This is a genomic window from Prauserella muralis (assembly GCF_003202285.1).
In the GTDB taxonomy this organism is placed as follows: Bacteria; Actinomycetota; Actinomycetes; order Mycobacteriales; family Pseudonocardiaceae; genus Prauserella_B; species Prauserella_B muralis.
The window spans coordinates 1268828-1290965 of sequence record NZ_MASW01000001.1 but is presented as its reverse complement, the minus strand read 5'-3'; the positions used below and the strand labels follow the sequence as shown (position 1 = coordinate 1290965).

Genomic DNA, 22138 nt, shown 5'->3' with positions numbered 1-22138 from the left:
TATCTGGTTAGAATCGCGTCATGGACGCTGGGATGGAGAGGGTCAACGGCATCCGCATGCACTACCGGATCGCGGGCAGCGGGCCCGCCGTGGTGCTGCTGCACGGCTGGCCGCAGACCTGGTACTGCTGGCGCACGGTGATCGAGCCGCTGGCCCGCGACCACACGGTCATCGCGCCCGACCTGCGCGGGTACGGACTCACCGACAAGCCGGCGCACGGCTACGACAAGCGCACCATGGCTGCCGACGTCGCCGCACTGGTCACCGCGCTGGGCTTCGACCGCGTCGCCGTGGCCGGGCACGACCGCGGCGGCCGGGTCGCACACCGCTGGGCGCTCGACAGGCCCGACCAGGTGCACCGGCTCGCGGTGCTGGACATCATCCCCACCAGGGAGATGTGGCGGCGGCTCGACAGCGGGCTCGGCCGCGCCTACTGGCACTGGTTGTTCCACCTGCAACCCGACCTGCCGGAGCGGCTCGCGGGGCAGGACGTCGCCGGCTACCTGGCCTACTTCTTCGAACGCTGGACCCACCGGCGCGACCGGATGGAACCGGACGCGATCGACGAGTACGTGCGCGCGTTCTCCGCACCTGGAGCACTGCGGGCGGGGTTCGACGACTACCGCGCGTCCTTCCCCGCCGACGCCGAGCACGACGACGCCGACGCCACGACGGGCCGCAAGCTGCATGCGCCCGTGCTGGTCCTGTGGGGCGCTCAGGGGCTGCTGGGTTCGCTGCCCGCCGAGGAGATCTGGCGCGACTACGCCACCGATGTCACCGGGTTCCCCGTCGCCGACTGCGGGCACTTCCTGCCGGAGGAGCAGCCGGAGGTGGTCACCGAGCGGCTGCGGGCTTTTCTCACCGCCTGAAATCGACCATTAACCCAACGGAGCCACCCTATGGCGATCACAGGGACGGCATGTGCATCATCAGGTGGTGGGCTGGTTGGATTCGGCGACGGACCGATCTGCGCGCCGCTGGCTGGGCCGAATGGCCGACGAACTGGCGACCGGCTGGCAGGCGCTCGCGCAGCCTGCGCTGCGCAGGCAGTTCGACCAGCACCTCGACTCCGTCGTGGAGGCCATCCGCGACGGCGAGGCACTGGTCGAACGGGCCGTGCCCACCACACAGCTCGTGCTGATCGCCGGCTATGCCTACGACATCCGGCAGCAGGCGCTCCTGGCGGGCTGGGAGCCACCGAAGGCGGAAGCGGACTGGGCCGCGGGCGACTGGTACGGCCTGCGGCTGCTCGCCTGCTACGAACTGGCCTCCCGCGAGCCGAAGGGGCCACGGCGAATGCACAGTCAGAGCGACTGGTCCTCGATCGTCGGGCTCCTGCGCGGGTCCCGTCCCGGCTGACCGGGCACCGGCGCCACCACGGGCCCTCGCTGCAGCTGGCTGTTCGTCATCCTCGCCTGCTCGTTGACGGCCATGCCCTCTTCGGCGACGCGGGAGTCCCGCACCTGCGCGAGCACCGCCATCATCACGGCATGGCCGAGACCCACCAGGATCAGCAGGATGCCGAGGTTGCCGACAACGGCACGCACCCCGCCCGCTCCGAAACCGAAGTCGAGCACGGACAGCAGTGCCAGAATTCCGAACATCACCAGGTGGAACAGCACGGTGATGAGTTTCGCCATCGACTTCGACGACTCAGCGCTGGAATCGGCGTCGGCGAGGTAACGCTTGCCGCTGTGGTACAGGATCTGGCCGTCAACGATGACCATAGCCAGGCCCAAGCCGAGAAACGCGAGGTAAGCGTCAGTAGCCACCTCCGGCCTCCTTTCACTCGGGACTTCGGGCCGCCACAGAGGAATACCCGGTGGTCACTCACGGAAACCGGACGTGTAACCAGCGTTCCGAGCGGGTATGCGCACCTACCAACGTGACCTCGACCCGGGGAGTAGCCGTGAACGCATACAGTCCGACCGCTCCGAGCCAGAACCCGCAGCCCGTGGTGCCCTACACCGAGGAGCCCACCGCCGAGCAGCGGCGCAGGGCGGTCCGTGCCGTGGCGTCCGCCGCGGCCGACGCCGACGACTGCGCCGAACTGCTCGCAGCACTCGGCCTTTCCCCCGAGGAGGGCAGGAACATCCCCGCGCAGCGCAACCGATGACGCGCCAGGCGAGCATCCCGGACACCGTCCGCGTCGCAGGCGAGGTCGTTCTGCCCACCCTCGCCGGTGGGGTGATCAAACGGCGGCCGCGCGCGATGGCGGCGGCCGCGGCCCTCAGGCTCGACCGCGTGGCCGTGAACGTCCTGCGGCGCCTGCGGGCCCGCCACGGCGCGGGCCCGCTCGTGCTGCGGGTGCCCGGCCGGTCGCTCGCGGTCGTGCTGGAGCCCGGCGACGTGACGCGGGTGCTCGGCAACACCCCGTCTCCGTTCGCCCCGGCGAGCATCGAGAAACGGTCCGCGCTCAACCACTTCCAGCCGCACGCCGTGCTCGCCACGCCCGGCCCCGAGCGGCAGCCGCGCCGCCGCTACAACGAGACGATCCTGGAGACCGGGCACGCGATCCACTCGCTCGCCGGGCCGGTGCGCACGATCGTGGCCGAGGAGACCGCGCATCTGCTCGCCGAACGCGGACATCTCGACTGGGACTCCTTCAACGTGGCCTGGTGGCGCATCGTGCGCCGGATCGTCCTCGGCGACGGCGCCCGCGACGACGACGAGGTCACCGACCTGCTCGCCGACCTGCGGCTACGGGCCAACTGGGCGTTTCTGATGCCGAAGGCCAAGCGGCGCAGGGCCGCGTTTCGCAGGCGGCTCGACGCGCTGCTCGACCGCGCGGAGCCCGGCAGCCTCGCCGCGCGGATCGCCGACACGCCCGCCGAACCCGGCCTCGACCCCCATGGGCAGGTGCCGCACTGGCTGTTCGCCTTCGACGCCGCGGGCATGGCCACGCTGCGCACTCTCGCGGTGCTGGCCACGCACCCCACCCAGCGTGCGAAGGCCCGGCGAGACCTGACCGACGAGGCGTTGCCCTACCTGCGCGCGTGCGTGCTGGAGACCGTCCGGCTGTGGCCGACCACGCCGGTGATCCTGCGGGAGAGCACCACCGCGACGTCGTGGCGGGGCAGCCAGCTGCCTCCGGAGACGACCTTCGTGGTGTTCGCGCCGTACTTCCACCGCGACCCCGAGCTGATGCCGTTCGCCGACCGGTTCGAGCCGGAGCTGTGGCTGGACGGGCGGGCCCGGGAGTACCCGGCGCTGGTGCCGTTCAGCGGCGGGCCCGGCCAGTGTCCCGGCGAGGACCTCGTGCTGTTCGTGACGAGCACGATGCTGGCCGAGTTCCTGCGGCGCGGCAGCTACGAGCTGCGGGCGCCACGCAACCTGAGCGCGCGGCGCAGACTGCCCGCGACGCTCGACAACTTCGGGATCCGCTTCGCGACCTCGCCCCGGTGACGGGCGCGAGTCAGGACGCCCAGGGCAGCTCGACGTAGCTCGCGGGCTCGTCAGCGCAGCCGCAGCCACCCTCGATGGTATGGCACTCGATGACCAGGTCGTGGCGCACGATGTCCAGGTCGGCGCAGCCCTGGTCCGTGCAGTCGGCGCCGCCGTCGGTGTGCCGCACCAGCGTGCCGTGGCAGTGGTCGAGCCCGGTCAGGCAGCTCTTGCAGGTCATGTCCTCTTGGTACCACCGGCCACCGCCTGCTCCGGCGGCGCCACGCCGTGGTCACTCGGTGGTTTTCCGCTTCGTGGCCTTGCGGCCCTTCGTGGTGCCGCGCGCCTTCTTGGCCGCGCTGACGCTGGCCTGCAACGCCGCCATGAGGTCCGTCACCTCGGCCTCCGCCGTCGCCGCCTTGGGCTTGGTGGTCTGCTCCCCCGCGACCTTCGACTCGATCAGCGACAGCAGCGCCTCGCGGTAGCTGTCGGTGTACTTCGACGGCTCGAACACCGTGTCCGACAGCGAGTCGATGAGCGAGGACGCCATGGCCATCTCCTGCGAGCGCACCTGCGGCGCGTCCTCCTTCAGGAACGGGAAGTCGGGTTCCCGGACCTCGTCCGGCCACAGCATCGTGGTGAGCACCATGACGTCGGAGAGCACCCGCAGCACCGCAAGGGCCTCGCGCTGCCGGATCGCCACCTTGGCGATCGCGACCTGGCCGGACTTCTGCAGCGCGTCGCGCAGCAGCACGTACGGCTTGACGCCCATCTTCTGCGGCTCGAGGTAGTAGCTCTTGTCGTAGTAGATGGGGTCGATGGCCTCGAGCGGGACGAACTCCTGCACGTCGATGGTGCGAGAGGTCGACAGCGGCAGGTTCCCCAGTTCCTTGTCGGTGATGACCACCATGCTGCCGTCGGAGAGCTCGTAGCCCTTCGCGATGTCGGCATAGGGCACCTCCTCGCCGTCGACCGTGCAGAACCGCTTGTACTGGATTCGCCCACCGTCGGCCTCGTGCACCTGGCGCAGCGAGACGTTCTTGCTCTCGGTGGCCGCGTAGAGGTGGATCGGGATCGTGACGAGCCCGAACGACACCGCACCCTTCCACATGACGCGCATAGTGAGACGGTACGCCGATCTTGGCTGTTCAGAAGGGTATGAACGGAGGAAAGGCTTGACTATCCACCGCAAGACGGATGTACCGTTTCCTTAGACCGGTATTTTTGTTCCGTAACGCGAAAAGGTGGGCAAGGATGCTCGACGCGGCGGTGCGTGAGGCGCTGACGGCCGCGGTCGGGGCCGCCAACATCGTCTCCGATCCGGTGGGACTGCGCAGCTACGAATGCGACGGGCTCACCGGCTTCCGGCAGGTGCCCTCACTGGTGCTGCTGCCGACCGATACCGCGAGCGTGGCCGCCGCCGTGCGGGTGTGCCACGAGCACCGGGTGCCGTTCGTCGCGCGCGGCGCGGGCACCGGGCTCTCCGGTGGCGCGATGCCGGTGGCCGACGGCGTGGTCATCTCCCTGCAGCGGCTGCGCAGCGTGGTGGAGGTGGACCCCGTGGACCGGCGCGCCGTCGTGCAGCCTGGCGTGACCAACCTCGACATCACCAGGGCGGCGGCGCCGCACGGCCTCTACTACGCGCCGGACCCCTCCAGCCAGCAGGTCTGCACCATCGGCGGCAACGTGGCCGAGAACTCCGGCGGCGCGCACTGCCTGAAGTACGGCTTCACCACCAACCACGTCCTGTCAATGACCGTCGTGCTTCCCGACGGCGAGGTGGTCACGCTCGGCGGCGACAGCGGCGAGCAGCTGGGCCCCGACCTGCGCGGGGTGTTCATCGGGTCGGAGGGCACGCTCGGTGTGGTCTGCGAGATCACCGTGCGGCTGCTGCGCGTGCCGGAGACCGTGCGGACGCTGCTCGCCGACTTCCCGTCCGTCACGGCCGCGGGCGAGGTGGTCAGCGACATCGTGGCGGCCGGGATCGTGCCCGCCGCGGTGGAGATGATGGACAACCTGGCCATCCAGGCCGCCGAGAAGGCCGTCGGCGCGGGATACACGCTCACCACTCCCGCCGCGCTGGTCGTGGAGCTGGACGGGCCGGCAGCCGAGTGCGGCGAGCAGTTCGAGCAGGTCAAGGCGATCTGTGACCGGCACGGCTGCACCCGCCTGCACATCGCGGGCGACGCGGCCGAGCGGGCGAGGATCTGGAAGGGCCGCAAGGCGGCGTTCGCGGCGGTCGGCCGGATCAGTCCCGACTACATCGTGCAGGACGGCGTGGTGCCGAGGACGCGGCTGGCCGAGGTGCTCGGCCGCATCGAGCAGATGGGCACGGCGGCCGGGCTGCGGGTCGCCAACGTCTTCCACGCCGGGGACGGCAACCTGCACCCGCTGGTGCTGTTCGACGCCGACGGCGGCGAGCTGGAGCGCGCGGAGGAGCTGTCGAAGGACATCGCCGAGCTGTGCGTCGAACTGGGCGGGTCGCTGTCCGGCGAACACGGCATCGGCACCGACAAGGCGTGCTCGATGCCGCGCATGTTCGGCGTCGACGACCTCGCCACGATGGATCGCGTACGGTCGGCCTTCGATCCGCACAGACTGTGCAATCCGGGCAAGCTGCTGCCGACGCCCCGGCTGTGCGGGGAGAAGCCAGGCCGGTACCGGCCACATCCGCTGGAGGAGGCGGGAGTGATCGAGCGCCTATGACCGCCACCATGCTGGCGCCCACGGACCTGCGGGGCGCGCACGAGGCGCTGGCCGGCACGTCGGGACCGGTGGAGATCAGGGGCGCGGCGACGGCCGCGGACTGGGCCGGCGCGCCCCAGCCGGCGCCGACCGTGCTGGACACGAGCAGGCTCACCGGCGTGCTGGCCTACAACCCCGCGGACATGACGGTCGGTGTGCGGGCCGGAACCCCGCTGCGCGAGCTGCAACAGGAGCTGGCCACGCACGGGCAGCGGGTGGCGTTCGACGCGGCACGGGTGGCCCGCGGCGCGACGGCCGGCGGGCTGGTCGCCACGGCCGACTCGGGTCCGCTCGCCCTCGCCTACGGCTCGATGCGCGACCTGGTGATCGGTGCGACGGTGGTGCTCGCCGACGGCACCGTGGCACGGACAGGAGGCCACGTCATCAAGAACGTCGCGGGCTACGACCTCGCCAAGCTGCTGCACGGCTCGTACGGCACGCTCGGCCTGCTCGCCGAGATCGTGCTGCGGCTGCACCCGATCCCGGCGGCCTCGCGCACCGTGCGGCTCGACGGCGAGCTGCCGGTCGCCGCCGACCGCGCGGCGGCCGTGCTGGCGAGCGCGCTGGAGCCGGTGTCGCTGGAGTGGGCGGACGGCACGCTGCTGGTCCGGGTGGAGGGCACCGTCGAGGGTGCCGACGCCAGGGCCCGCGAGCTGGCCCGGCTGATCGGCGGGTCGGTGCTCGGCGACGACGACGCCGAGGCGGCCTGGGCGCGGCACGCGGAGCTGGTGGACACGGCGAGCGTGCGGATCGGCTGCCGTCCCAGCAGGCTCGCCGGGGTGCTGGCCGAGTGCGGCGGGACGGCCGTCGCCGGGCTCGGCACCGGCATCGGCACGGTCGCCGTGGCGCCGGAACGTGTGGCGGCCGTGCACGACGTGGTCACCGCCGCGGGCGGCATGTCCGTGACGCGACGGCGGCCCGGTAACGGCGTGGGCGCGTGGGGGCAGCGGCCCTCTGCGCTGCGGGTACTGACAGCGGTGAAGAACGAGCTGGATCCGGGCCACCGGCTCGGCAGGGGCCGCTTCGAGGCCTGGTTCGGCGAGGAGGAGGCACGCTCGTGACGGAGTCGAGTTTCGACGCCCACCATCCACCCGCGCGGGACCTGCTCGACGACTGCGTGCACTGCGGGTTCTGCCTGCCGACGTGCCCCACCTACCAGTTGTGGGGCGAGGAGATGGACTCGCCGCGGGGCCGGATCTACCTGATGGATCTCGCCGAGCGCGGCGAGATCGAGCTGCAGGGCGCGTTCACCGAGCACATCGACGCGTGCCTCGGCTGCATGGCGTGCGTGACGTCGTGCCCTTCCGGTGTGCAGTACGACCGGCTGCTCGAGGCGACCCGGCCCCAGATCGAGCGCAACGTGCCGAGGACCCGCTCCGACAGGCTGTTCCGGAACGGCATCTTCGCGTTGTTCCCGTATCGCAGGCGGTTGCGCGCCGCGGCGGTGCTCGGACTTGCGTATCAGAAGCTCGGGCTCGCGCGTCTGGCCGAGCGGGTGCTGCCGCCGAGGTTGCGAGCCACCCAGGCGCTGATGCCGCCGGTGCGGCTGCGCACCGCGTTCGCGACGCTGCCCCGCCGGGTGCGGCCGGACGGCGAGGTGCGGCGCAGGGTGGCGATGCTCTCCGGCTGCGTGCAGGACGTGTTCTTCCACGAGGTCAACGAGGCCACGCAGCGGGTGCTCGCCGCAGAGGGCTGCGAGGTGCTCACCCCGCGGGAGCAGGGCTGCTGCGGCGCGCTGGGCCTGCACGCGGGGCGCGAGGAGCACGCCGTCGTGCACGCCAAGCGCACCATCGAGACGTTCGAGCGGCTGCCGGTCGACGACGTCGTCGTGAACGTCGCCGGGTGCGGCTCGTCGATGAAGGAGTACGTGCACCTGCTCGCCGACGACCCGGACTGGGCGGAGCGGGCGCGCGCGTTCAGCGCGAAGGTGCGCGACGTCAGTGAGGTGCTCGCCGCGCTGGAGCCGCGTGCGCCGCGGCATCCGGTCGAGGCGCGGGTCGCCTACCACGACGCCTGCCACCTGGGCCACGCGCAGGGCGTGCGGGACGAGCCGAGGACGGTGCTGTGCACGATTCCGGGACTCGAGATCGCCGACCTTCCCGAGGCCGAGCTGTGCTGCGGTTCGGCGGGGATCTACAACATGGTGCAGCCCGAGCCCGCCGCGGAACTGGGCGAGCGCAAGGCACGCAACATCCGCTCGGTGAGCCCGGACCTGCTCGTCACGGCGAACCCCGGCTGCCTGTTGCAGATCGGCCGCTATCTCGGCGACGACATCCGGATGCTGCATCCCGTCCAGCTCCTCGACGCCTCGATCCGGGGCGAGCGACTGCCGTGAAGCGGCGCTCACCCCGCGGCGGCCGCCGGGACGTCGCAGGCGGCGGCGATCGTGCCGGTGGCGGTGCGCAGGTAGCGCGCGGAGGCGTACACCGTCGTGCCGTCGACGGTGCCACGCAGCCACCGGCGCTCGCCGGCCACCGCCGCGCCGGGCAGCAGGCATTCCGCGGCGAACGTCTGGCCGTCGTGGAGCAGGCCGGCCCGTGCGCAGACGGTGCCGGGGCAGGCACGCAGGTTCAGCCCGGTGCCGCCCGTGTGCCACACGCGGTACGGGACGGGCTCTCGCTCAGGGGCGGCCTGCGCGGGCTCGGCCGGTGAGGAGGGCGGGGACGGCTGCACCGCGGGCGAGTCGGTCCGGGCGTTCAACGCGAGCAACACCATCGCGGTGAGCACGGCGGTCAGCACCAGCAGCCGCACGAACAGTCCCAGTCGCAACGACACGTACATGGCCGGCCCTCCTCTGCTCGACGGTTCTGCCTGCGCTTGCCGTCCGATTCGCCGGGTCTGCGTGTCGTGCTCGATGGGCTCCTTCAGGGTGAGGTCGGGTGCGAGATCGGCCGGGAAGCGTGTGTTGAGCATCCCGCATTGGGCGCCCGATTTGCAATTCCCAAAATGGCATCCCAGCGATCTCCACCGGAATGGCCTAGCCACGCCGCACCCTCCGCGCGCGACGAGGCCGGAATGGCGGACGCCGACCACTCGAACGGCGTAGCGTCGGAGCGCTGCCGTACGACCAAGGCGCGGGGCTTGCGCGCGCCAGCTAGGATTGCTCGGTGGGAATCCCAATGCGGTTTCCCAGGGCTCGCCACCCACCGACAATCGGAACGAGGTCCCATGGCTTCCCCAGGCCCCGTCGTCCATCGCAGGCGCGTCGCGGAGGAGCTGCGCAGGCTCCGCACCGAGGCCGACCGCACGCTCGAGGAGGTGGCCGACGCGCTGCTGATCTCCACCTCGAAGTTGTCCCGGCTGGAGAACGCGCAGGGCCGCCCGCAGCCCCGCGACGTGCGGGACCTCATCCGGTTCTACGGCATCGAAGGCACCAAGGTCGCCGAGCGGCTGCAGCAGTGGACCAAGGCGGCGCAGGAACGCGGGTGGTGGAGCGACAAGAACATCTCCACCGAACTGAGCACTCACCTGGCGTACGAGGCCGAGGCCGCGGTCGCGCGGGTCTACACCATCCCGATGTTCCCCGTGCTCCTGCAGACGCCGGAGTACTCGCGGGCGTACTACCGGGAGGGCGAGCCGTCGCTGAGTGGCAAGGAGATCGAGCGCTACGTGGAGCTGCGCAAGCAGCGCCAGAAGAGCCTCGACAAGCGCCCCGGCCAGGAGGCGCTGCGGCTCGTCGCCGTCGTGCACGAGTCGGCGCTGTACCAGGTCGTCGGCTCGCACGAGGTGATGCGCGAGCAGTTCCGCCACCTCATCGAACGCTCCACCGCGCACAACGTCGAACTGCGCGTGCTGCCCTTCACCGCGCCTCCGCTGCCGACGATCGGCTGCACCTACGGCTACTTCGAGTTCAGCGAGCCGCTGGACCATGACGTGGTGGACGTCGAGACCCACGCCGGGATCCAGCACCTGGACAGCGCCGACGAGGTGGCGCGCTACCGCGAGCACCACGACCGGCTCTGCGAGCACGCGCTGACCACCGACCAGACCCGTGCCCGGCTTCGGGAAGTCCTCGCCGAGCGCTACACCTGAGCGCAACGCATTCCGGTCGGACCTGTCGCCCCAGCAAGCCAACCGGCCCGGCGGCAGCGAGCCGAAGGTGACCTTGGGTACGCCTCGGGTACCCAAGGTGCCCTTCGGCTCGGCCGGCTCCGGTCTGGATGGGGCCTGGTCCGGCGATCGGCTACCGTTCGTCACGTGAACAGGCGTGGCTTGCCGCCGCTCGCGCGCTGGGCGTTTCTGTGTGCCCTCGCGCTGGCCGTCGTGGCCATGCACCACGTCGACACCGCGCCGTCCGGCCCTCCGGCCACCGGGCAGCACCACGTCGTCGCCCCGGCTCACGCACCGGGCGAGGGCGATCATCCGGCGCCGGGACCCGGTTCCCACGACAGCGGCCTGCTGCATCTGTGCCTCGCCGTGCTCGCCGCCCTCGGCGCGATCGTGCTCGCCTGCCGGGTGCTCCGGCGGCATCGCGCGCACCCGCCGCGAGCGAGGCGGGCCGTCTCCGCGTTCGGCGCCGCCCGCGCGCCGCCACTCCGCTCCGGCCGCGACCTGCTGCATTTCGCCTGCGTGATCCGGGTGTGATGGGCCGCCGTCGCCATGACGGCCGTTCCCCCGCACCCGAAACCAACCACGTAGGTAAGGACTTCCCTTGAGCAAGACAACACTGCGCTTCGTGCTGCCCACGGTCGCCGTCGCCGGGCTGCTCGCCGGCTGCGGCGGCGCTGGCGTCCAGGACCGGCAGGCCACGCCGGCGCCGGAAAGCCCCACCCGGGAGCAGACCCGGCACAACGACGCCGACATCGCGTTCGCCCAGCAGATGATCCCCCACCACCAGCAGGCGGTGGACATGGCGAAGCTCGTCCCGAGCCGGTCCAGCAACCGGCAGGTGCTCGGCCTCGCCAAGGCCGTCGAGCGGGCACAGACCCCCGAGATCCGGCAGCTCTCCGGCTGGCTGAACCGATGGGGAGCGCCCGCATCCGGTGGCCATGGCGCCCACGGCGGTCACGCCATGACCGGCCCGGCCGACATGATGAGCACCCACGACCTGGACAGGCTGGGCTCCCTGCGCGGCCGTGAGTTCGACCGCGCCTGGCTGCGGATGATGATCGAGCACCACCGGGGCGCCATCGCCATGGCCCGCACCCAGCTCGACCGCGGCGCCGACCCGGAGGCCAGGCAGCTCGCCCGGACGATCATCGACACCCAGCAGGCCGAGATCGACACGATGACGGCACTGCTGGGCGACGGCTGAGCGACCCGCCACACCCGGAAGGGGGCCGAGCAGGCACCTCGCGGTGCCGCCGGCCCCCTTCCGGCGTCCGGCCGCGTTCAGCCGTGGCTCTGCACCAGGTCGGCGTTCTTCATCACGTGGTGGATCAGGGTCACCAGCACCTGCTTGGTGGACTCGCGGTCGCGCGCGTCGCACAGCAGCAGCGGAACGGTCTGGTCCACGTCCAGCGCCGCCCGCACCTCCTCGGTGCCGTAGCGGTAGGCGCCGTCGAAGCAGTTGACTCCCACCACGAACGGCAGGCCGCGCCGCTCGAAGAAGTCCACGGCCGGAAAGCACGTCTCCAGCCTGCGCGTGTCGGCGAGGACCACCGCACCGAGCGCGCCACGCGCCAGCTCGTCCCACATGAACCAGAACCGGTCCTGGCCGGGCGTGCCGAACAGGTACAGGATCAGGTCCGGGTTGATCGTGATGCGGCCGAAGTCCAGCGCCACCGTCGTGGTCGTCTTCGCCTCCACACCGGACAGGTCGTCGACGCCCTCCGACGCCGACGTCAGCACCTCCTCGGTGCGCAGCGGGGGGACCTCGCTGACAGACCCGACCATCGTCGTCTTGCCGACCCCGAAGCCGCCCGCGACGAGCAGCTTCACGGCGGTCGCCGTCAGCCGCCGCTGAGGGTCAGAGTTTCCGGATGCCATCGAGAACCGCCTGCAGAACGTGTTGGTCGGGGACTTCGGTCGGGGGAGCGGCCTTGCGGAAGATCACGTAGTTCTGCTCGATCAGATCACTGAGCAGGACCTTCACCACCGGCAGGGGCAGATCGACGTGCGCGCCGACCTCGGCCACCGACAGCGGGCGCTGGCACAGCCGCACGATCTTCGCGTACTCGGTGGGCAACGCGGCCGCCTCGGCCACCGAGGGCAGCGCCACGACGAGCGTCAGCATGTCGAGGCCGTACTGGTCCGACCTGGTGCGGCCGCCCGTCACCGCGTACGGCCGGACCAGCGGTCCCGCCGCGTCGTCGAACCATGCCTCGTCGTAGTCGCTCATGGTGCACTGTGCTGCTCAACCCTCGGCGCCGCGGACAGCGCAGCACCGACTCGCTTGACCATCATGTTCATCGCGTAGGCGACCATGCCCATGTCGGCGTCCTCCGACGTGAGCAGTGCAAGGCACGCCCCGCGTCCCGCCGCCGTGACGAACAGGAACGCGTGGTCCATCTCCACGACGGTCTGCCGCACGTGGCCTCCGCCGAAGTGCCGTCCGGTTCCTCTGGCCAGGCTCTGGAACGCCGACGCCACCGCGGAGAGATGCTCACCGTCCTCTTCGGACATGTTGCTGGACCGGCCGATGAGCAGGCCGTCGGAGGAGAGCACGACGGCGCGGTTGGCGCCGGAGACCTGCTGCACCAGGTCGTCGAGCAGCCAGTCGAGTTCGTTGACTCCGGTGTTCGCCATGGTGTTGTCAGTCTCCAGAAGGGTCGAGGCCGGGTTGCTGGTCGCGGGCCTGCCGGGTGCCGCGCTGGAAGGCGGACAGCCGGCTGCGGGCCTGTTCGGGTGTATCGCTCGGCGCCTCCAGGTTGTCACCGGCGGAATCCGTCTCCATCAGTTGCGGAACGAGATTCTGCTGCCGCCTCCTCCGCGGAAGCGAGGGCCGTCCGGGGGACATCGGCCCCGCAGGCTGGGGCGGGCGGCCGTCGTGCGGCGGGCGCGACTCGGGCGCGGGCCGGGCCTCGTGCTGCCCCCGGACCTCGTGCCGCGGCGGCCGTACCTCGTGGTGTTGCGGCCTGCCCTCGGGCACGGCACGCGCCTCGGCGCCGGACCGCTGCGGCAGCGTCTCCCTCGGCGTGCGGACCGGCAGCGGCGGCGGGCCACCGTTGACCGAGCCGTTCATGGAGCCGTCGAGGGTGTCGCCCCCACCGCCGTCCACCCGCACCTGCTGGCGGGGCGGCCTGCGCCGCGGCGGCACGGACTGCTGCGCCGGGACGACGTCCTCGACGGCGGGGGTGCTGTCGTCGGCCTCGGGCAACGGGCTGAGCAGATCCGACTTCACCAGCACGATCGCGCGCGTGCCGCCGTAGGCCGACTCCCGCAGTGTCACCACGATGCCGTGCTTGTCGGCCAGCCGCGCCACCACGAACAAGCCCAGCCGGGGCTCCTCGGACAGCGCCATGATGCTGAAGTCGGGCGGGTTGCGCAGCATCTCGTTGAGCTGCTCGCACTGCTCCGGCTCGATGCCGAGGCCCTGGTCCTCGACCTCGACCACGATGCCCTTGCCGACGATCTCGCCACGGACCTCGACGCGCGACTGTGGCGGGGAGAACGACGTCGCGTTGTCGATCAGCTCGGCGAGCAGGTGGACGAGGTCGCCGACCACCGGGCCCGCCACGGCCAGCGAGGGCAGCTTGCCGACGCTGACGCGCTTGTAGTCCTCGGTCTCGGCGTTGGCCGCGCGTACGAGGTCGGCCAGCGCCACCGGGTTGCGCCACTGCCTGCCCGGCTGCTCGCCACCGAGAATGATCAGGTTCTCGGCGTTGCGCCGCGCACGGGTGGACAGGTGGTCGAGCCGGAAGAGCATGTCCAGCTGGTCCGGGTCCTCCTGCTTGCGCTCGGCCTGGTCGAGCGCCTGGAGCTGCCGGTGCACGATCACCTGGCTGCGGTGGGCGATGTTGAGGAACACCTTCTTGGTGCCCTCCCGGGTCTTGGCCTCCTCGACGGCGGCGGCGATGGCGGTCTGCTGCGCCTTGTTGAACGCGTCGGCCACCTGCCCGATCTCGTCCTCGCCGTGGTCGAGGAACAGCACTTCCTCGTCCAGGTCGACGGACTCGCCCGCCCGCACCCTGCCGACGATCTCCGGCATCTGCTCCTCGGCGATGTCCAGCGTCTCCTCGCGCAGCCGCTTGAGCCGCTGCACCAGCCGGTTGGACATCCGCCAGGCGATGAGGAACAGCGCGATGGCGACAACCAGCACGGCGGCGCCCGCGATGATCGAGGTCACGAGCGTCTGCTCGGCGTCGTCGAGCGCGATGTCGGTGGCGTTGGAGCTCTGCTGGATGTAGAGGTTCATCAGTGCGGCGCCGACATCGCGTGCCGCGGCCCGCCACTCGTCCTCGGCGATCGGCAGCTGGGACTGGTTGCCCCGCAGGAAGGCGTTCTCCACCGTGACCAGCCGCTGCCACGCCTCGCTGCGTACGAGCTGCTCGTACTGCTCGCGGACCGACGGGATCATTTCGGGCACGGCCGAGGCCAGCTGCGCGTGGTAGGCGCCGATCTGACCGACGTAGGTGCGGAACTCCTGCTCGTTCAGCCCGCCGCCCGCGACACCGGCCGCGGCGAGCGCGTCACCACGCGACATGCCGTCCGCGCTGGTGAACAGGGGCATCGCCGTGACGCGCAGGTAGGCGGTCTCGGCGTCCGGCGCCTCCTGCGCCACGCCGTTGAGGCCGGTGGCGAACTGGTCGATCAGCCGGTTGTAGAAGTCGTAGGCCTCCTGCAGCGACGGCCTGCCCGTGTCCACCTGCTGGCGGAACGCGGGCAGCTGCGCGAACTGTCGCGCCGTGGCGACGATGCTGCGCTGCACGTTCTCCGGTGCCTCGCCGACCATGCCCTGCAGCTCGGCGTTGATCGCCGCCGCGGCCTGATCGGTCTTGGCCCGCTGCTGTTCCAGCTCCCCGCGGTTGCCGCCGTTCGAGGCCAGGTCCTGCAGGGTGAGCCTGCGCTCCTCACGCACCGCGGCGAAGAACCGCGCTCCGGGCTCGGCCGCGTCGTGGACCTTCGTGGCGAAGTCCCGCACCTTCACTGCGTCGTAGACCAGGTATCCCGCCAGCGCGACGCCCGCGAGCAGGAGGGCGACGCTGGGCACGAACGCGATCGCGAGCACGCGGACTCGAATCGACGAACGCCGGCGTGACCCGAACAGTTTCTTGAACAACGCGCTCAAAGGCCCTTTCGAAAGACACGGTGGTAACTGGTGTGGGCCCCCGCACCCGACGCTGAAGCTCCGTCACGCCCGACGTAAGCCATCGCTTAGCACGAGATTAGGCAGCCAGGCAAACATGAGTCAACTTCACTGCTCCGTCCGGCCGAACAGGCATATCGGGCAATGCGCCCGGTCTGACCAGAGCGGATGCTCCCGCCCGGTGAACGGGTGACGTAGCACACGGTGACCAAGTTCATTCCCGCCGAAGGTGCCAGGATTCCCTTCACTGAGCGGAACCGAGAACTCGCTCAGCGGCATCAGATAACCGTCCTTTTCGGACCTGGTAACCGCGTGCGACCGACCGGCGATAGGTGGGCAGGACCAGTACCGAGGAGGCCGGTGTGATGTTGAAGCGCGCTGGCAGGCTCTCCATGACCCAACGCCTGCTGCTCGTGATGGCGTCGCTCGCGTTCGCGGCGACGGCGGCGGTGCAGGCCTTCCTGGCCGGGACGATGGCCGAGTGGTGGCCGGTCGTCCTCGCCGTGGCCCTTGCGCTCGCCGCGTTGTTCTGCGCCGCCGCGGCGGTACGGCCGTGGCTGCGTGACCGCCGCGACCTGCCCTGAGAGGGCTCCCCGGGAAATTTCTCTCCGGGTGTCGATCTGGTGCGGCGCCGTTCGACGTGTCAGCGAGACCGCTTTCCGGCGACACCGACGCGAGAGGACCCCGCACCATGACCGCCACCACCGCCACCACCGCCACCACCGCCAACACCGCCAACACCGTCGGCACGACCCGCGACGAGACGACCACCCACCGCGAGCCTTCCGTGCGACGCGGAGCCCGCACCCCGCAGTGGGCCACCGGCGCCGCCATCGCCGCGCTCCGGATCGTGGCGTCCTTCCTGTTCCTGCTCCACGGTCTGCAGGGCCTCGTCGGCGCGTTCGGCGGCATCGACGGCGCGGGCACCGCGATGGCCTTCGGCGCGTGGCCCGGCTGGTGGGCAGGCGTCATCGAGACCGGCGCGGGCGCGCTCGTGCTGCTGGGGCTGTTCAGCAGGCCCGCCGCCCTGCTCTGCTCGGGCGCGATGGCCTACGCCTACTTCACCGTGCACCAGCCGATGGGCCTGCTTCCGCTGCAGAACCTCGGTGAGCAGGCCGCCCTCTACAGCTGGATCTTCCTGCTCATCGCGGTGGCAGGTCCCGGAGCGTGGGCTCTGGACAACCTCCGGCGCCGCGGGCGGAAAAGCTAGCGCGCACACGGAACCCGGATCCCCCCTCGGCCGTCGTAGGCCGAGGGGGGATCCGTGCTTGTTCCGGACTCACCGTTGGGAGGCCCGCGTGCGTGGGTCGATACGCGCCACCCTCGCCGTGCTGCTGCTGGCGCTGTTCCCCGTCTTCGTCGTCGGGGTGGGCGCGGGCGCGGTGATCGCGGGCCTGCGCATCGGCCAGCGGACTGGTCTGTACCTCGTGATCGCAGGCGCAGGGATGGCGCTCGCGCTCGGTTTCGCACTGGTCCAGGCACTGCGCACGCGCCTGGTGCCGCCGGAAGGGCCGAAGCCCGCCCGGCACGAGCAGCCGGGGCTGTGGCGGCTCGTCGACGAGCTGGCGGCACAGGCGGGGACCCGGCCACCGGAAGAGATCGTGCTCGTGCCCGAGGTCAACGCCGCCGTCCGGGAGGATGCCCGGCTGCTCGGCCTGCGCCCGGGACGGAGGTACCTGATGCTCGGGCTGCCGCTGCTGGCCGCGCTCGATGTCGCCGAGCTACGCGCGGTGCTGGCCCACGAGCTCGGCCACTACGGCGGCGGGCACACCCGGCTGCTGGCGGCGAGCTACCGCGGTGCCGAGACGCTCGGCCGCACCCTCTCCCGGCTCGACGCGGGACCCGCGAAATGGATCCTCACCGGCTACGGGTGGGTGTACGCGGTGCTGTCGCGCTCGGCCAACCGGGCGCAGGAGCTGCAGGCCGACGCCTACGCCGTGGCGGCGGCCGGGCGGGCGGCCACGGCCTGCGCGCTGCGCAGGACCGCCACGCTGGACGCGGCGTGGAACGCCTTCACCGACCGCTACCTCCGGCTGCCGGGCCTGGCGCAGCGCACGCCCGACATCCTGCTCGGTTTCCGGGCCTTTCTCGGCCACCCCCGCCAGCGCCAGGCCCTTGCCGCGCTGGAGCGGCGGGTGCTCGACACCCGGCCGCGGTCGTTGCTGGACAGCCACCCGACCGTCCGGCGCAGGCTGGCCGCGATCGACCGGCTGCCGGAGACGCCGGCCCACCCGGACCCGCGGCCTGCGTGGCAGGTGCTGGCCGAGCCCGGAACGGTGATTCCCGCCGCCGAGCAGCGGCTCTACATCAGCGGCGAGCTGGGGCCACGAGCGAGCTGGGCCGAGATCGTCCGCCTCGCCGGGGCCGCCGAAGCGGCGCGGGGTGCCGAACTGCTGGCCAACGCCGCCCGCACCTCGGGCGCGGCACCGGGCGCGACCCTCGGCGAGATCCTGCAGGCGGTCCACCGCGGCGAAGCGGAACGGCTCATCCGTCCCCTGCTCGGCCCGAGGGCGGGTAGGCAGGAGGTGGCGCAGGCGGTCACGGAGGGGCTCGCCGAGCTGCTCGCCGACGTCGTGGTCTGCGCGCTGCTCGTCCAGTGCCGGGCCAGACACGAGCTCGACTGGGGCGAGGGCTGGCGCGTCATCGGCCCGACCGGGGAGCTGAGACCCGTGGAGCTGGCGGCACAGGCCGTCGGCAACCCAGCCCTGGCGCCGCGGTTCGCGCAGCAGTGCGTGACTCTGGGGGTGCCGCTCGACTTCGTTCCCCCGCCCGCGGGCAGGCCGGCATCCCGCCGTCCCGGCTCGGCAGGCGAGCCGCGGCTGATGGCGGCGGCGCCCGTGGTGCGCGCGCTCGGCAAGAACTGGGACGTGCTGGTGTACGACACCGGGCTGCTGCTGATCCCGGTGAAAGTGGCCGGCCTCGCCGGGCAGCGCCTGGCCGCGGTGTCCGGTCAGGCCGGGCACTGGCAGCGCAAGCGCATCGAGAAGCTGCTGGCGCACGGCACGCAGCGTCGGCTCAGCCACCCCGGCGCCCGCTGGCTCGCCATCGACACCATGCTCGGCGGCGACCACAAGAAGTTCCTCACCGGTGGCGGCAAGGTGGCGCTGCGGTTCGCCGACGGCCAGACCGCCACGCTGCGCACCGAGGACGACGCAGGCTACGCGGCACTCGTCGCGTTTCTCGACGCCCTGCCGCAGGCCCTGCCCCACAGGCGCTGACCCGACTGGTCGCGACGCGGCGTCCGAAAGGCGCCAGCGCGGGCAGCACGCCCCCGACACGCTGGACGGCATGACGTTTCGCATCGCACCGCTCGACGAGGCCCTTGCCAAGGAGGTCCGCACCACGCTGCGCTCCCCCGGCTACGGCCATCCCGCGTGGACCGACGTCCCGTCCTCACCCGCACCCTGCCGGGTGTGCCTGCATCCGATCCTGCCCGGCGAGGAACGGCTGATCGGCTTCACCTACGACGCGTTCTCGGGCCTCGAGGACCTGCCGCTGCCGGGCCCGGTCTTCGTGCACGAACGCGACTGCACGCCGTACCGCGACACGGCGCGCTTCCCGCCGCTGCTCGGCAACAGCGGCGTGGTGCTGGACGCCTACCGCCGGGGAAGGCGGCTGCTCATCGAGCGCCGCGCCGCCAAGCCCGAGATCGAGACGGCCCTCGGCGAGCTGCTGGGCCGCCCCGAGGTGGACTACGTGCACGTCCGCAGCGCCACGGCGGGCTGCTACCTGTGCACGGCGCTGCCCGCGCAGAGCCGCTGAGCGCAGAACTCGCGGGCCTGAGCGCAGAACTCGCGGGTCTGAGTGCAGAACTCGCGGGTCTGAGTGCAGGACTCGCGGGCCTGAGTGCAGGACTCGCGGGTCTGAGTGCAGGACTCGCGGGGTCAGCGGATCCGGCGTTCCTGCCCCGCCCAGGCGCGTTCGCGCAGCACGTACTTCTGGATCTTGCCGGTGGAGGTCTTCGGCAGCTCACCGAAGACCACCGACTTCGGCGCCTTGAAGTGCGCCAGCCTGGCCCGCACGTGCTCGACGAGCTCGGTCTCCGTCGCCGACGCGCCCTCGTGCAGGGTGACGTAGGCGGCGGGGACCTCGCCCCAGTGCTCGTCGGGCACCGCGATCACGGCCACCTCCAACACCGCCGGATGGTCCGCGATGGCCTGCTCGACCTCCACCGAGGCGATGTTCTCACCGCCGGAGATGATCACGTCCTTGCTGCGGTCGCGCAGCTCCACGTAGCCGTCGGGATGCAGGACCCCGAGGTCGCCCGTGCGGAACCAGCCGTCCGGGGCGGCCTGCTTGGTCGCCTCGTCGTCCTTGAAGTAGCCGAGCATCACGTTGTTGCCACGCAGCGCGATCTGCCCCACCGACGCGCCGTCGGCGGGCACGTCCTCACCGTCGTCGCCGATCACCCGCACCCGGCAGGCGATCATGTTGCCCACGCCCTGGCGCGCCTTGAGCCGGGCCTGCTCGTCGGCGGGCAGCCCGTTCCACTCCGGCCGCCAGTCGCAGATCATCGCGGGGCCGAACGTCTCGGTGAGCCCGTACAGGTGTGTCACCTCGAAACCCAGCTCACCCATGCGGCGCAGGATGGCCGGGGTGGGCGGCGCGCCACCCGTCGCCACGTGCACCGTGCGCTCCAGCGGCTCCGCCTCGGGCGCGTAGGCCAGCATCGACAACACCGTCGGGGCACCGTTGAGATGCGTGACGCCCTCCTCGCGCAGCAGCCGCCACACCTCGCCGGGCTCCACCTTCGGCAGGCACACGTGCGTCGCCGCGGCCGCGGTGACCGCCCAGGGGAAGCACCAGCCGTTGCAGTGGAACATCGGCAGCGTCCACAGGTGCACCGCCGAGGGCGACAGCCCGGTGTGCCCGGCCATCGCCAGCGCCTGCAGGTAGGCGCCCCGGTGGTGGTACATGACGCCCTTCGGCCTGCCCGTCGTGCCGGAGGTGTAGTTGATCGACAGCAACGCCCGCTCATCGCCGGGTGTCTCCGCGCGCGGGCTCGCCTCGGCCAGCAGCCGCTCGTACTCCGGCCCGGCGCGGATCACCACCGGCGGCGACGGCAGCCCGTCGAGTGCCGCGGCCACGAGGTCGTCGAACAGCGGGTCGTGCACGAGCACGGCGGCCTCGCTGTGCTCCAGGATGTAGGCGACCTCGCCCGCCGCCAGCCGGGTGTTGATCGCCACCAGCGGCGACGCCGCCCACGGGACCCCGAAGTTGGCTTCCAGCAGCACGTGCGTGTTGGGTGCCAGCACCGCCACCGGTCTGCCCTGGGCCAGGGGTGCCAGCGCACCGGCGAGCCTGCGGCAGCGCTCGTGCAGCTCGGCGTAGGTCCACCGGCGCGCGCCGTCGACCACCGCCACCCGGTCACCGTGTGCGGCGGCCGCTCGATCGAGAAACGACACCGGTGTCAGCGGCTCGAACGAGAGATCACCCGACATGCACCGAGCTTCGGCCACGAGCCGTGCCCGGGTCAACGCTCAGCCGGGCAGCCCCTCCAGCCTGCGCGTGTGCACCGGCCCGGCACGCAGTTCGGGATTCGCGAGCAGGCGGCGGTGCAGGCTCGCCGTGCTGCGCACGCCCTCCACCCGCAGCTCGGCCAGCGCCTGCGTCCCGCGGTGTCGCATTCCGACGGTGATCGCGACGGCGTACGGCACGCTCAGCGGGGTTGACCTTTCCCCAGGGACAGGACTCACCGTCGAGACCGGCCGGGCGCGGTGCCCGGTGCGAGGGAGGGACATGGCCAGGCTGAGCATCGGCGAGTTCGCGCGGGCGTCCGGGCTGACGCCCAAGGCACTGCGGCTCTACGACGAGTTGGCGCTGCTGCCGCCCGCACACGTCGACCCGCGCTCCGGGTACCGCTCCTACGAGCGGCGCCAGCTGGACCGGGCGCGGCTCGTGGCGGGCCTGCGGGCACTGGGCATGCCGCTGGCCCGCATCCGAGTGGTGTGCGATCTGGCACCACACGCGGCGGCCGCCGAGGTACTGACGTACTGGCGTCAGGTGGAGGCCGACACCGCGGCGCGGGGCGAGCTCGCCGCCCTCCTCGTCGACCAGCTGTCCGGAAAGGACAACAATATGACAGGCAACGAGGCACTGATCCGTCCGCACGCGGTGGCACGTACCGACCGGGGGCTCGTCCGAGAGTCCAATCAGGACGAAGCATACGCGGGCAGTTGGCTGTTCGCCGTCGCCGACGGGTTCGGCGACGACGCCGCATCCACCGCGGCGATCACGGCGCTGCGGCGCGCCGACACCGCCGTGCCCGCGGCCGGGCTGCTCACGGCTCTCGGCACGGCGACGGCCGGGGCACGGTCGGCCGTGCACACCGTGGCGGCCACGCTCCCAGCGGGCCAGGACGCGGGCACAACACTCACGGCGATGCTGTGGTCGGGCGGGCAGTTCGCGCTCGCCCACGTCGGCGACTCACGTGCCTACCGGCTGCGAGAGGGAGCACTGACCCGGATCACCCACGACCACAGCTGGGTGCAGTCACTGGTCGACGAGGGCAGGCTCACCCCTGACGAGGCCGCGGCGCACCCGCAGCGGCCCCGCCTGCTTCGGGCCCTCCACCGGGGCGACGAGGCCGAGCCCGACCTACACCTGCGCGAGGCGAGGGTGGGTGATCGTTACCTGCTGTGCTCTGACGGACTGCACGCCGTGGTCGCGGAGGACCGCCTGCGCGACCTGCTCGCCACTGCCGCCAGCCCCGGCGCCGCCGTGCAGGACCTCACCGCCGCCGCCCACGCCGAGGGAGCACCGGACAACGTCGCCTGCGTCGTGGTGGACGCGCTGGACAGGCCCGCTACGCTATGACAACTG

General features: G+C 71.7%; 25 protein-coding genes. 15 read left to right on the top strand and 10 right to left on the bottom strand.

What is annotated here, in order from left to right; translation table 11 throughout:
* The first annotated feature begins 20 nt into the window (after nucleotides 1-20).
* Together BAY60_RS07180 and BAY60_RS07175 are read left to right on the top strand one after the other, a co-directional pair.
* On the top strand, nucleotides 21-869 hold the full coding sequence (locus BAY60_RS07180; protein ID WP_112279982.1) for an alpha/beta fold hydrolase: 849 nt from the start codon (nucleotides 21-23) through the stop codon (nucleotides 867-869).
* 121 nt (nucleotides 870-990) lie between these two features.
* The gene (locus BAY60_RS07175; RefSeq protein WP_245992359.1) at nucleotides 991-1359 is read left to right on the top strand and encodes a DUF6401 family natural product biosynthesis protein; all 369 of its coding nucleotides are present in this window, start codon (nucleotides 991-993) and stop codon (nucleotides 1357-1359) included.
* Here BAY60_RS07175 and BAY60_RS07170 read toward each other — a convergent pair.
* A complete protein-coding gene (locus tag BAY60_RS07170) occupies nucleotides 1305-1772 on the bottom strand; it encodes a hypothetical protein (protein WP_112279981.1) in 468 nt (155 codons plus the stop codon). The two genes, BAY60_RS07175 and BAY60_RS07170, sit on opposite strands and share 55 nt — an antisense overlap.
* Nucleotides 1773-1909: 137 nt before the next feature.
* On the opposite strand from BAY60_RS07170, the gene BAY60_RS07165 reads away from it, so the two are divergent.
* Nucleotides 1910-2116 carry a hypothetical protein gene (locus BAY60_RS07165; RefSeq protein ID WP_112279980.1) on the top strand — a complete coding sequence of 69 codons (207 nt, stop codon included), beginning with the start codon at nucleotides 1910-1912 and terminating at the stop codon, nucleotides 2114-2116.
* Nucleotides 2113-3405 (top strand): cytochrome P450, encoded by a 1293-nt coding sequence (locus tag BAY60_RS07160; RefSeq protein ID WP_112279979.1) that lies wholly within the window; start codon nucleotides 2113-2115, stop codon nucleotides 3403-3405. Before BAY60_RS07165 ends, BAY60_RS07160 begins: the two co-directional genes overlap by 4 nt.
* 10 nt (nucleotides 3406-3415) lie before the next feature.
* Here BAY60_RS07160 and BAY60_RS07155 read toward each other — a convergent pair whose 3' ends face one another.
* The gene (locus BAY60_RS07155; protein ID WP_112279978.1) at nucleotides 3416-3625 is read right to left on the bottom strand and encodes a hypothetical protein; all 210 of its coding nucleotides are present in this window, start codon (nucleotides 3623-3625) and stop codon (nucleotides 3416-3418) included.
* Nucleotides 3626-3676: 51 nt separating this feature from the next.
* On the bottom strand, nucleotides 3677-4504 hold the full coding sequence (gene ku / locus BAY60_RS07150; protein ID WP_112279977.1) for a non-homologous end joining protein Ku: 828 nt from the start codon (nucleotides 4502-4504) through the stop codon (nucleotides 3677-3679).
* Between the two features lie 134 nt (nucleotides 4505-4638).
* Between ku and BAY60_RS07145 the strand changes: the two genes are divergently transcribed.
* From BAY60_RS07145 to BAY60_RS07135, 3 genes are read left to right on the top strand one after another with little or no spacing between them, the layout of a single operon-like run.
* Complete coding sequence (locus tag BAY60_RS07145; RefSeq protein WP_112279976.1) at nucleotides 4639-6090, top strand: FAD-linked oxidase C-terminal domain-containing protein; 1452 nt, start codon at nucleotides 4639-4641, stop codon at nucleotides 6088-6090.
* Nucleotides 6087-7190: an FAD-binding oxidoreductase gene (locus BAY60_RS07140; RefSeq protein WP_112279975.1), complete on the top strand. Its 1104-nt coding sequence runs from the start codon at nucleotides 6087-6089 to the stop codon at nucleotides 7188-7190. The genes BAY60_RS07145 and BAY60_RS07140 overlap by 4 nt, the downstream gene beginning before the upstream one ends.
* Nucleotides 7187-8464 carry a (Fe-S)-binding protein gene (locus tag BAY60_RS07135; protein ID WP_112279974.1) on the top strand — a complete coding sequence of 426 codons (1278 nt, stop codon included), beginning with the start codon at nucleotides 7187-7189 and terminating at the stop codon, nucleotides 8462-8464. The genes BAY60_RS07140 and BAY60_RS07135 overlap by 4 nt, the downstream gene beginning before the upstream one ends.
* An 8-nt stretch (nucleotides 8465-8472) precedes the next feature.
* Here the strand turns inward: BAY60_RS07135 and BAY60_RS07130 are convergent, their stop codons facing one another.
* Nucleotides 8473-8910 carry an SH3 domain-containing protein gene (locus BAY60_RS07130; RefSeq protein WP_112279973.1) on the bottom strand — a complete coding sequence of 146 codons (438 nt, stop codon included), beginning with the start codon at nucleotides 8908-8910 and terminating at the stop codon, nucleotides 8473-8475.
* 387 nt (nucleotides 8911-9297) lie between these two features.
* Between BAY60_RS07130 and BAY60_RS07125 the strand changes: the two genes are divergently transcribed.
* From BAY60_RS07125 to BAY60_RS07115, 3 genes are all read left to right on the top strand, one after another.
* Nucleotides 9298-10161: a helix-turn-helix domain-containing protein gene (locus tag BAY60_RS07125; RefSeq protein ID WP_112279972.1), complete on the top strand. Its 864-nt coding sequence runs from the start codon at nucleotides 9298-9300 to the stop codon at nucleotides 10159-10161.
* Nucleotides 10162-10326: 165 nt separating this feature from the next.
* On the top strand, nucleotides 10327-10713 hold the full coding sequence (locus tag BAY60_RS07120; RefSeq protein ID WP_112279971.1) for a hypothetical protein: 387 nt from the start codon (nucleotides 10327-10329) through the stop codon (nucleotides 10711-10713).
* A 67-nt stretch (nucleotides 10714-10780) separates the two neighbouring features.
* A complete protein-coding gene (locus tag BAY60_RS07115) occupies nucleotides 10781-11383 on the top strand; it encodes a DUF305 domain-containing protein (RefSeq protein WP_112279970.1) in 603 nt (200 codons plus the stop codon).
* A 77-nt stretch (nucleotides 11384-11460) separates the two neighbouring features.
* Here BAY60_RS07115 and BAY60_RS07110 read toward each other — a convergent pair whose 3' ends face one another.
* The 4 genes from BAY60_RS07110 to BAY60_RS07095 are packed head-to-tail and all read right to left on the bottom strand — an operon-like array spanning nucleotide 11461 to nucleotide 15238.
* A complete protein-coding gene (locus tag BAY60_RS07110; protein WP_112279969.1) occupies nucleotides 11461-12057 on the bottom strand; it encodes a GTP-binding protein in 597 nt (198 codons plus the stop codon).
* The gene (locus BAY60_RS07105; protein ID WP_112279968.1) at nucleotides 12038-12409 is read right to left on the bottom strand and encodes a DUF742 domain-containing protein; all 372 of its coding nucleotides are present in this window, start codon (nucleotides 12407-12409) and stop codon (nucleotides 12038-12040) included. The genes BAY60_RS07110 and BAY60_RS07105 overlap by 20 nt, the downstream gene beginning before the upstream one ends.
* Nucleotides 12406-12816: a roadblock/LC7 domain-containing protein gene (locus BAY60_RS07100; protein WP_112279967.1), complete on the bottom strand. Its 411-nt coding sequence runs from the start codon at nucleotides 12814-12816 to the stop codon at nucleotides 12406-12408. The genes BAY60_RS07105 and BAY60_RS07100 overlap by 4 nt, the downstream gene beginning before the upstream one ends.
* A 7-nt stretch (nucleotides 12817-12823) precedes the next feature.
* On the bottom strand, nucleotides 12824-15238 hold the full coding sequence (locus BAY60_RS07095) for a sensor histidine kinase (protein ID WP_112279966.1): 2415 nt from the start codon (nucleotides 15236-15238) through the stop codon (nucleotides 12824-12826).
* Nucleotides 15239-15681: 443 nt separating this feature from the next.
* Between BAY60_RS07095 and BAY60_RS07090 the strand changes: the two genes are divergently transcribed.
* The 4 genes from BAY60_RS07090 (at nucleotide 15682) to BAY60_RS07075 (ending at nucleotide 19078) form a co-directional block, all read left to right on the top strand.
* On the top strand, nucleotides 15682-15900 hold the full coding sequence (locus BAY60_RS07090) for a hypothetical protein (RefSeq protein WP_112280774.1): 219 nt from the start codon (nucleotides 15682-15684) through the stop codon (nucleotides 15898-15900).
* 107 nt (nucleotides 15901-16007) lie between these two features.
* Complete coding sequence (locus BAY60_RS07085; RefSeq protein ID WP_112279965.1) at nucleotides 16008-16526, top strand: DoxX family protein; 519 nt, start codon at nucleotides 16008-16010, stop codon at nucleotides 16524-16526.
* 88 nt (nucleotides 16527-16614) lie between these two features.
* On the top strand, nucleotides 16615-18534 hold the full coding sequence (locus tag BAY60_RS07080) for a M48 family metallopeptidase (protein WP_146770978.1): 1920 nt from the start codon (nucleotides 16615-16617) through the stop codon (nucleotides 18532-18534).
* A gap of 70 nt (nucleotides 18535-18604) precedes the next feature.
* On the top strand, nucleotides 18605-19078 hold the full coding sequence (locus tag BAY60_RS07075) for a DUF1203 domain-containing protein (protein WP_112279963.1): 474 nt from the start codon (nucleotides 18605-18607) through the stop codon (nucleotides 19076-19078).
* Between the two features lie 122 nt (nucleotides 19079-19200).
* Here the strand turns inward: BAY60_RS07075 and BAY60_RS07070 are convergent, their stop codons facing one another.
* Both BAY60_RS07070 and BAY60_RS37015 read right to left on the bottom strand, forming a co-directional pair.
* On the bottom strand, nucleotides 19201-20757 hold the full coding sequence (locus BAY60_RS07070) for an acyl--CoA ligase family protein (protein WP_112279962.1): 1557 nt from the start codon (nucleotides 20755-20757) through the stop codon (nucleotides 19201-19203).
* Between the two features lie 39 nt (nucleotides 20758-20796).
* Entirely contained in the window at nucleotides 20797-20973 is a 177-nt protein-coding gene (locus BAY60_RS37015) for a hypothetical protein (RefSeq protein WP_170160288.1), read from the bottom strand.
* An 82-nt stretch (nucleotides 20974-21055) separates the two neighbouring features.
* Here BAY60_RS37015 and BAY60_RS07060 point away from each other — a divergent pair, with 82 nt between their 5' ends.
* Nucleotides 21056-22132 carry a MerR family transcriptional regulator gene (locus BAY60_RS07060; RefSeq protein WP_112279960.1) on the top strand — a complete coding sequence of 359 codons (1077 nt, stop codon included), beginning with the start codon at nucleotides 21056-21058 and terminating at the stop codon, nucleotides 22130-22132.
* The last annotated feature ends 6 nt before the right edge of the window (nucleotides 22133-22138 follow it).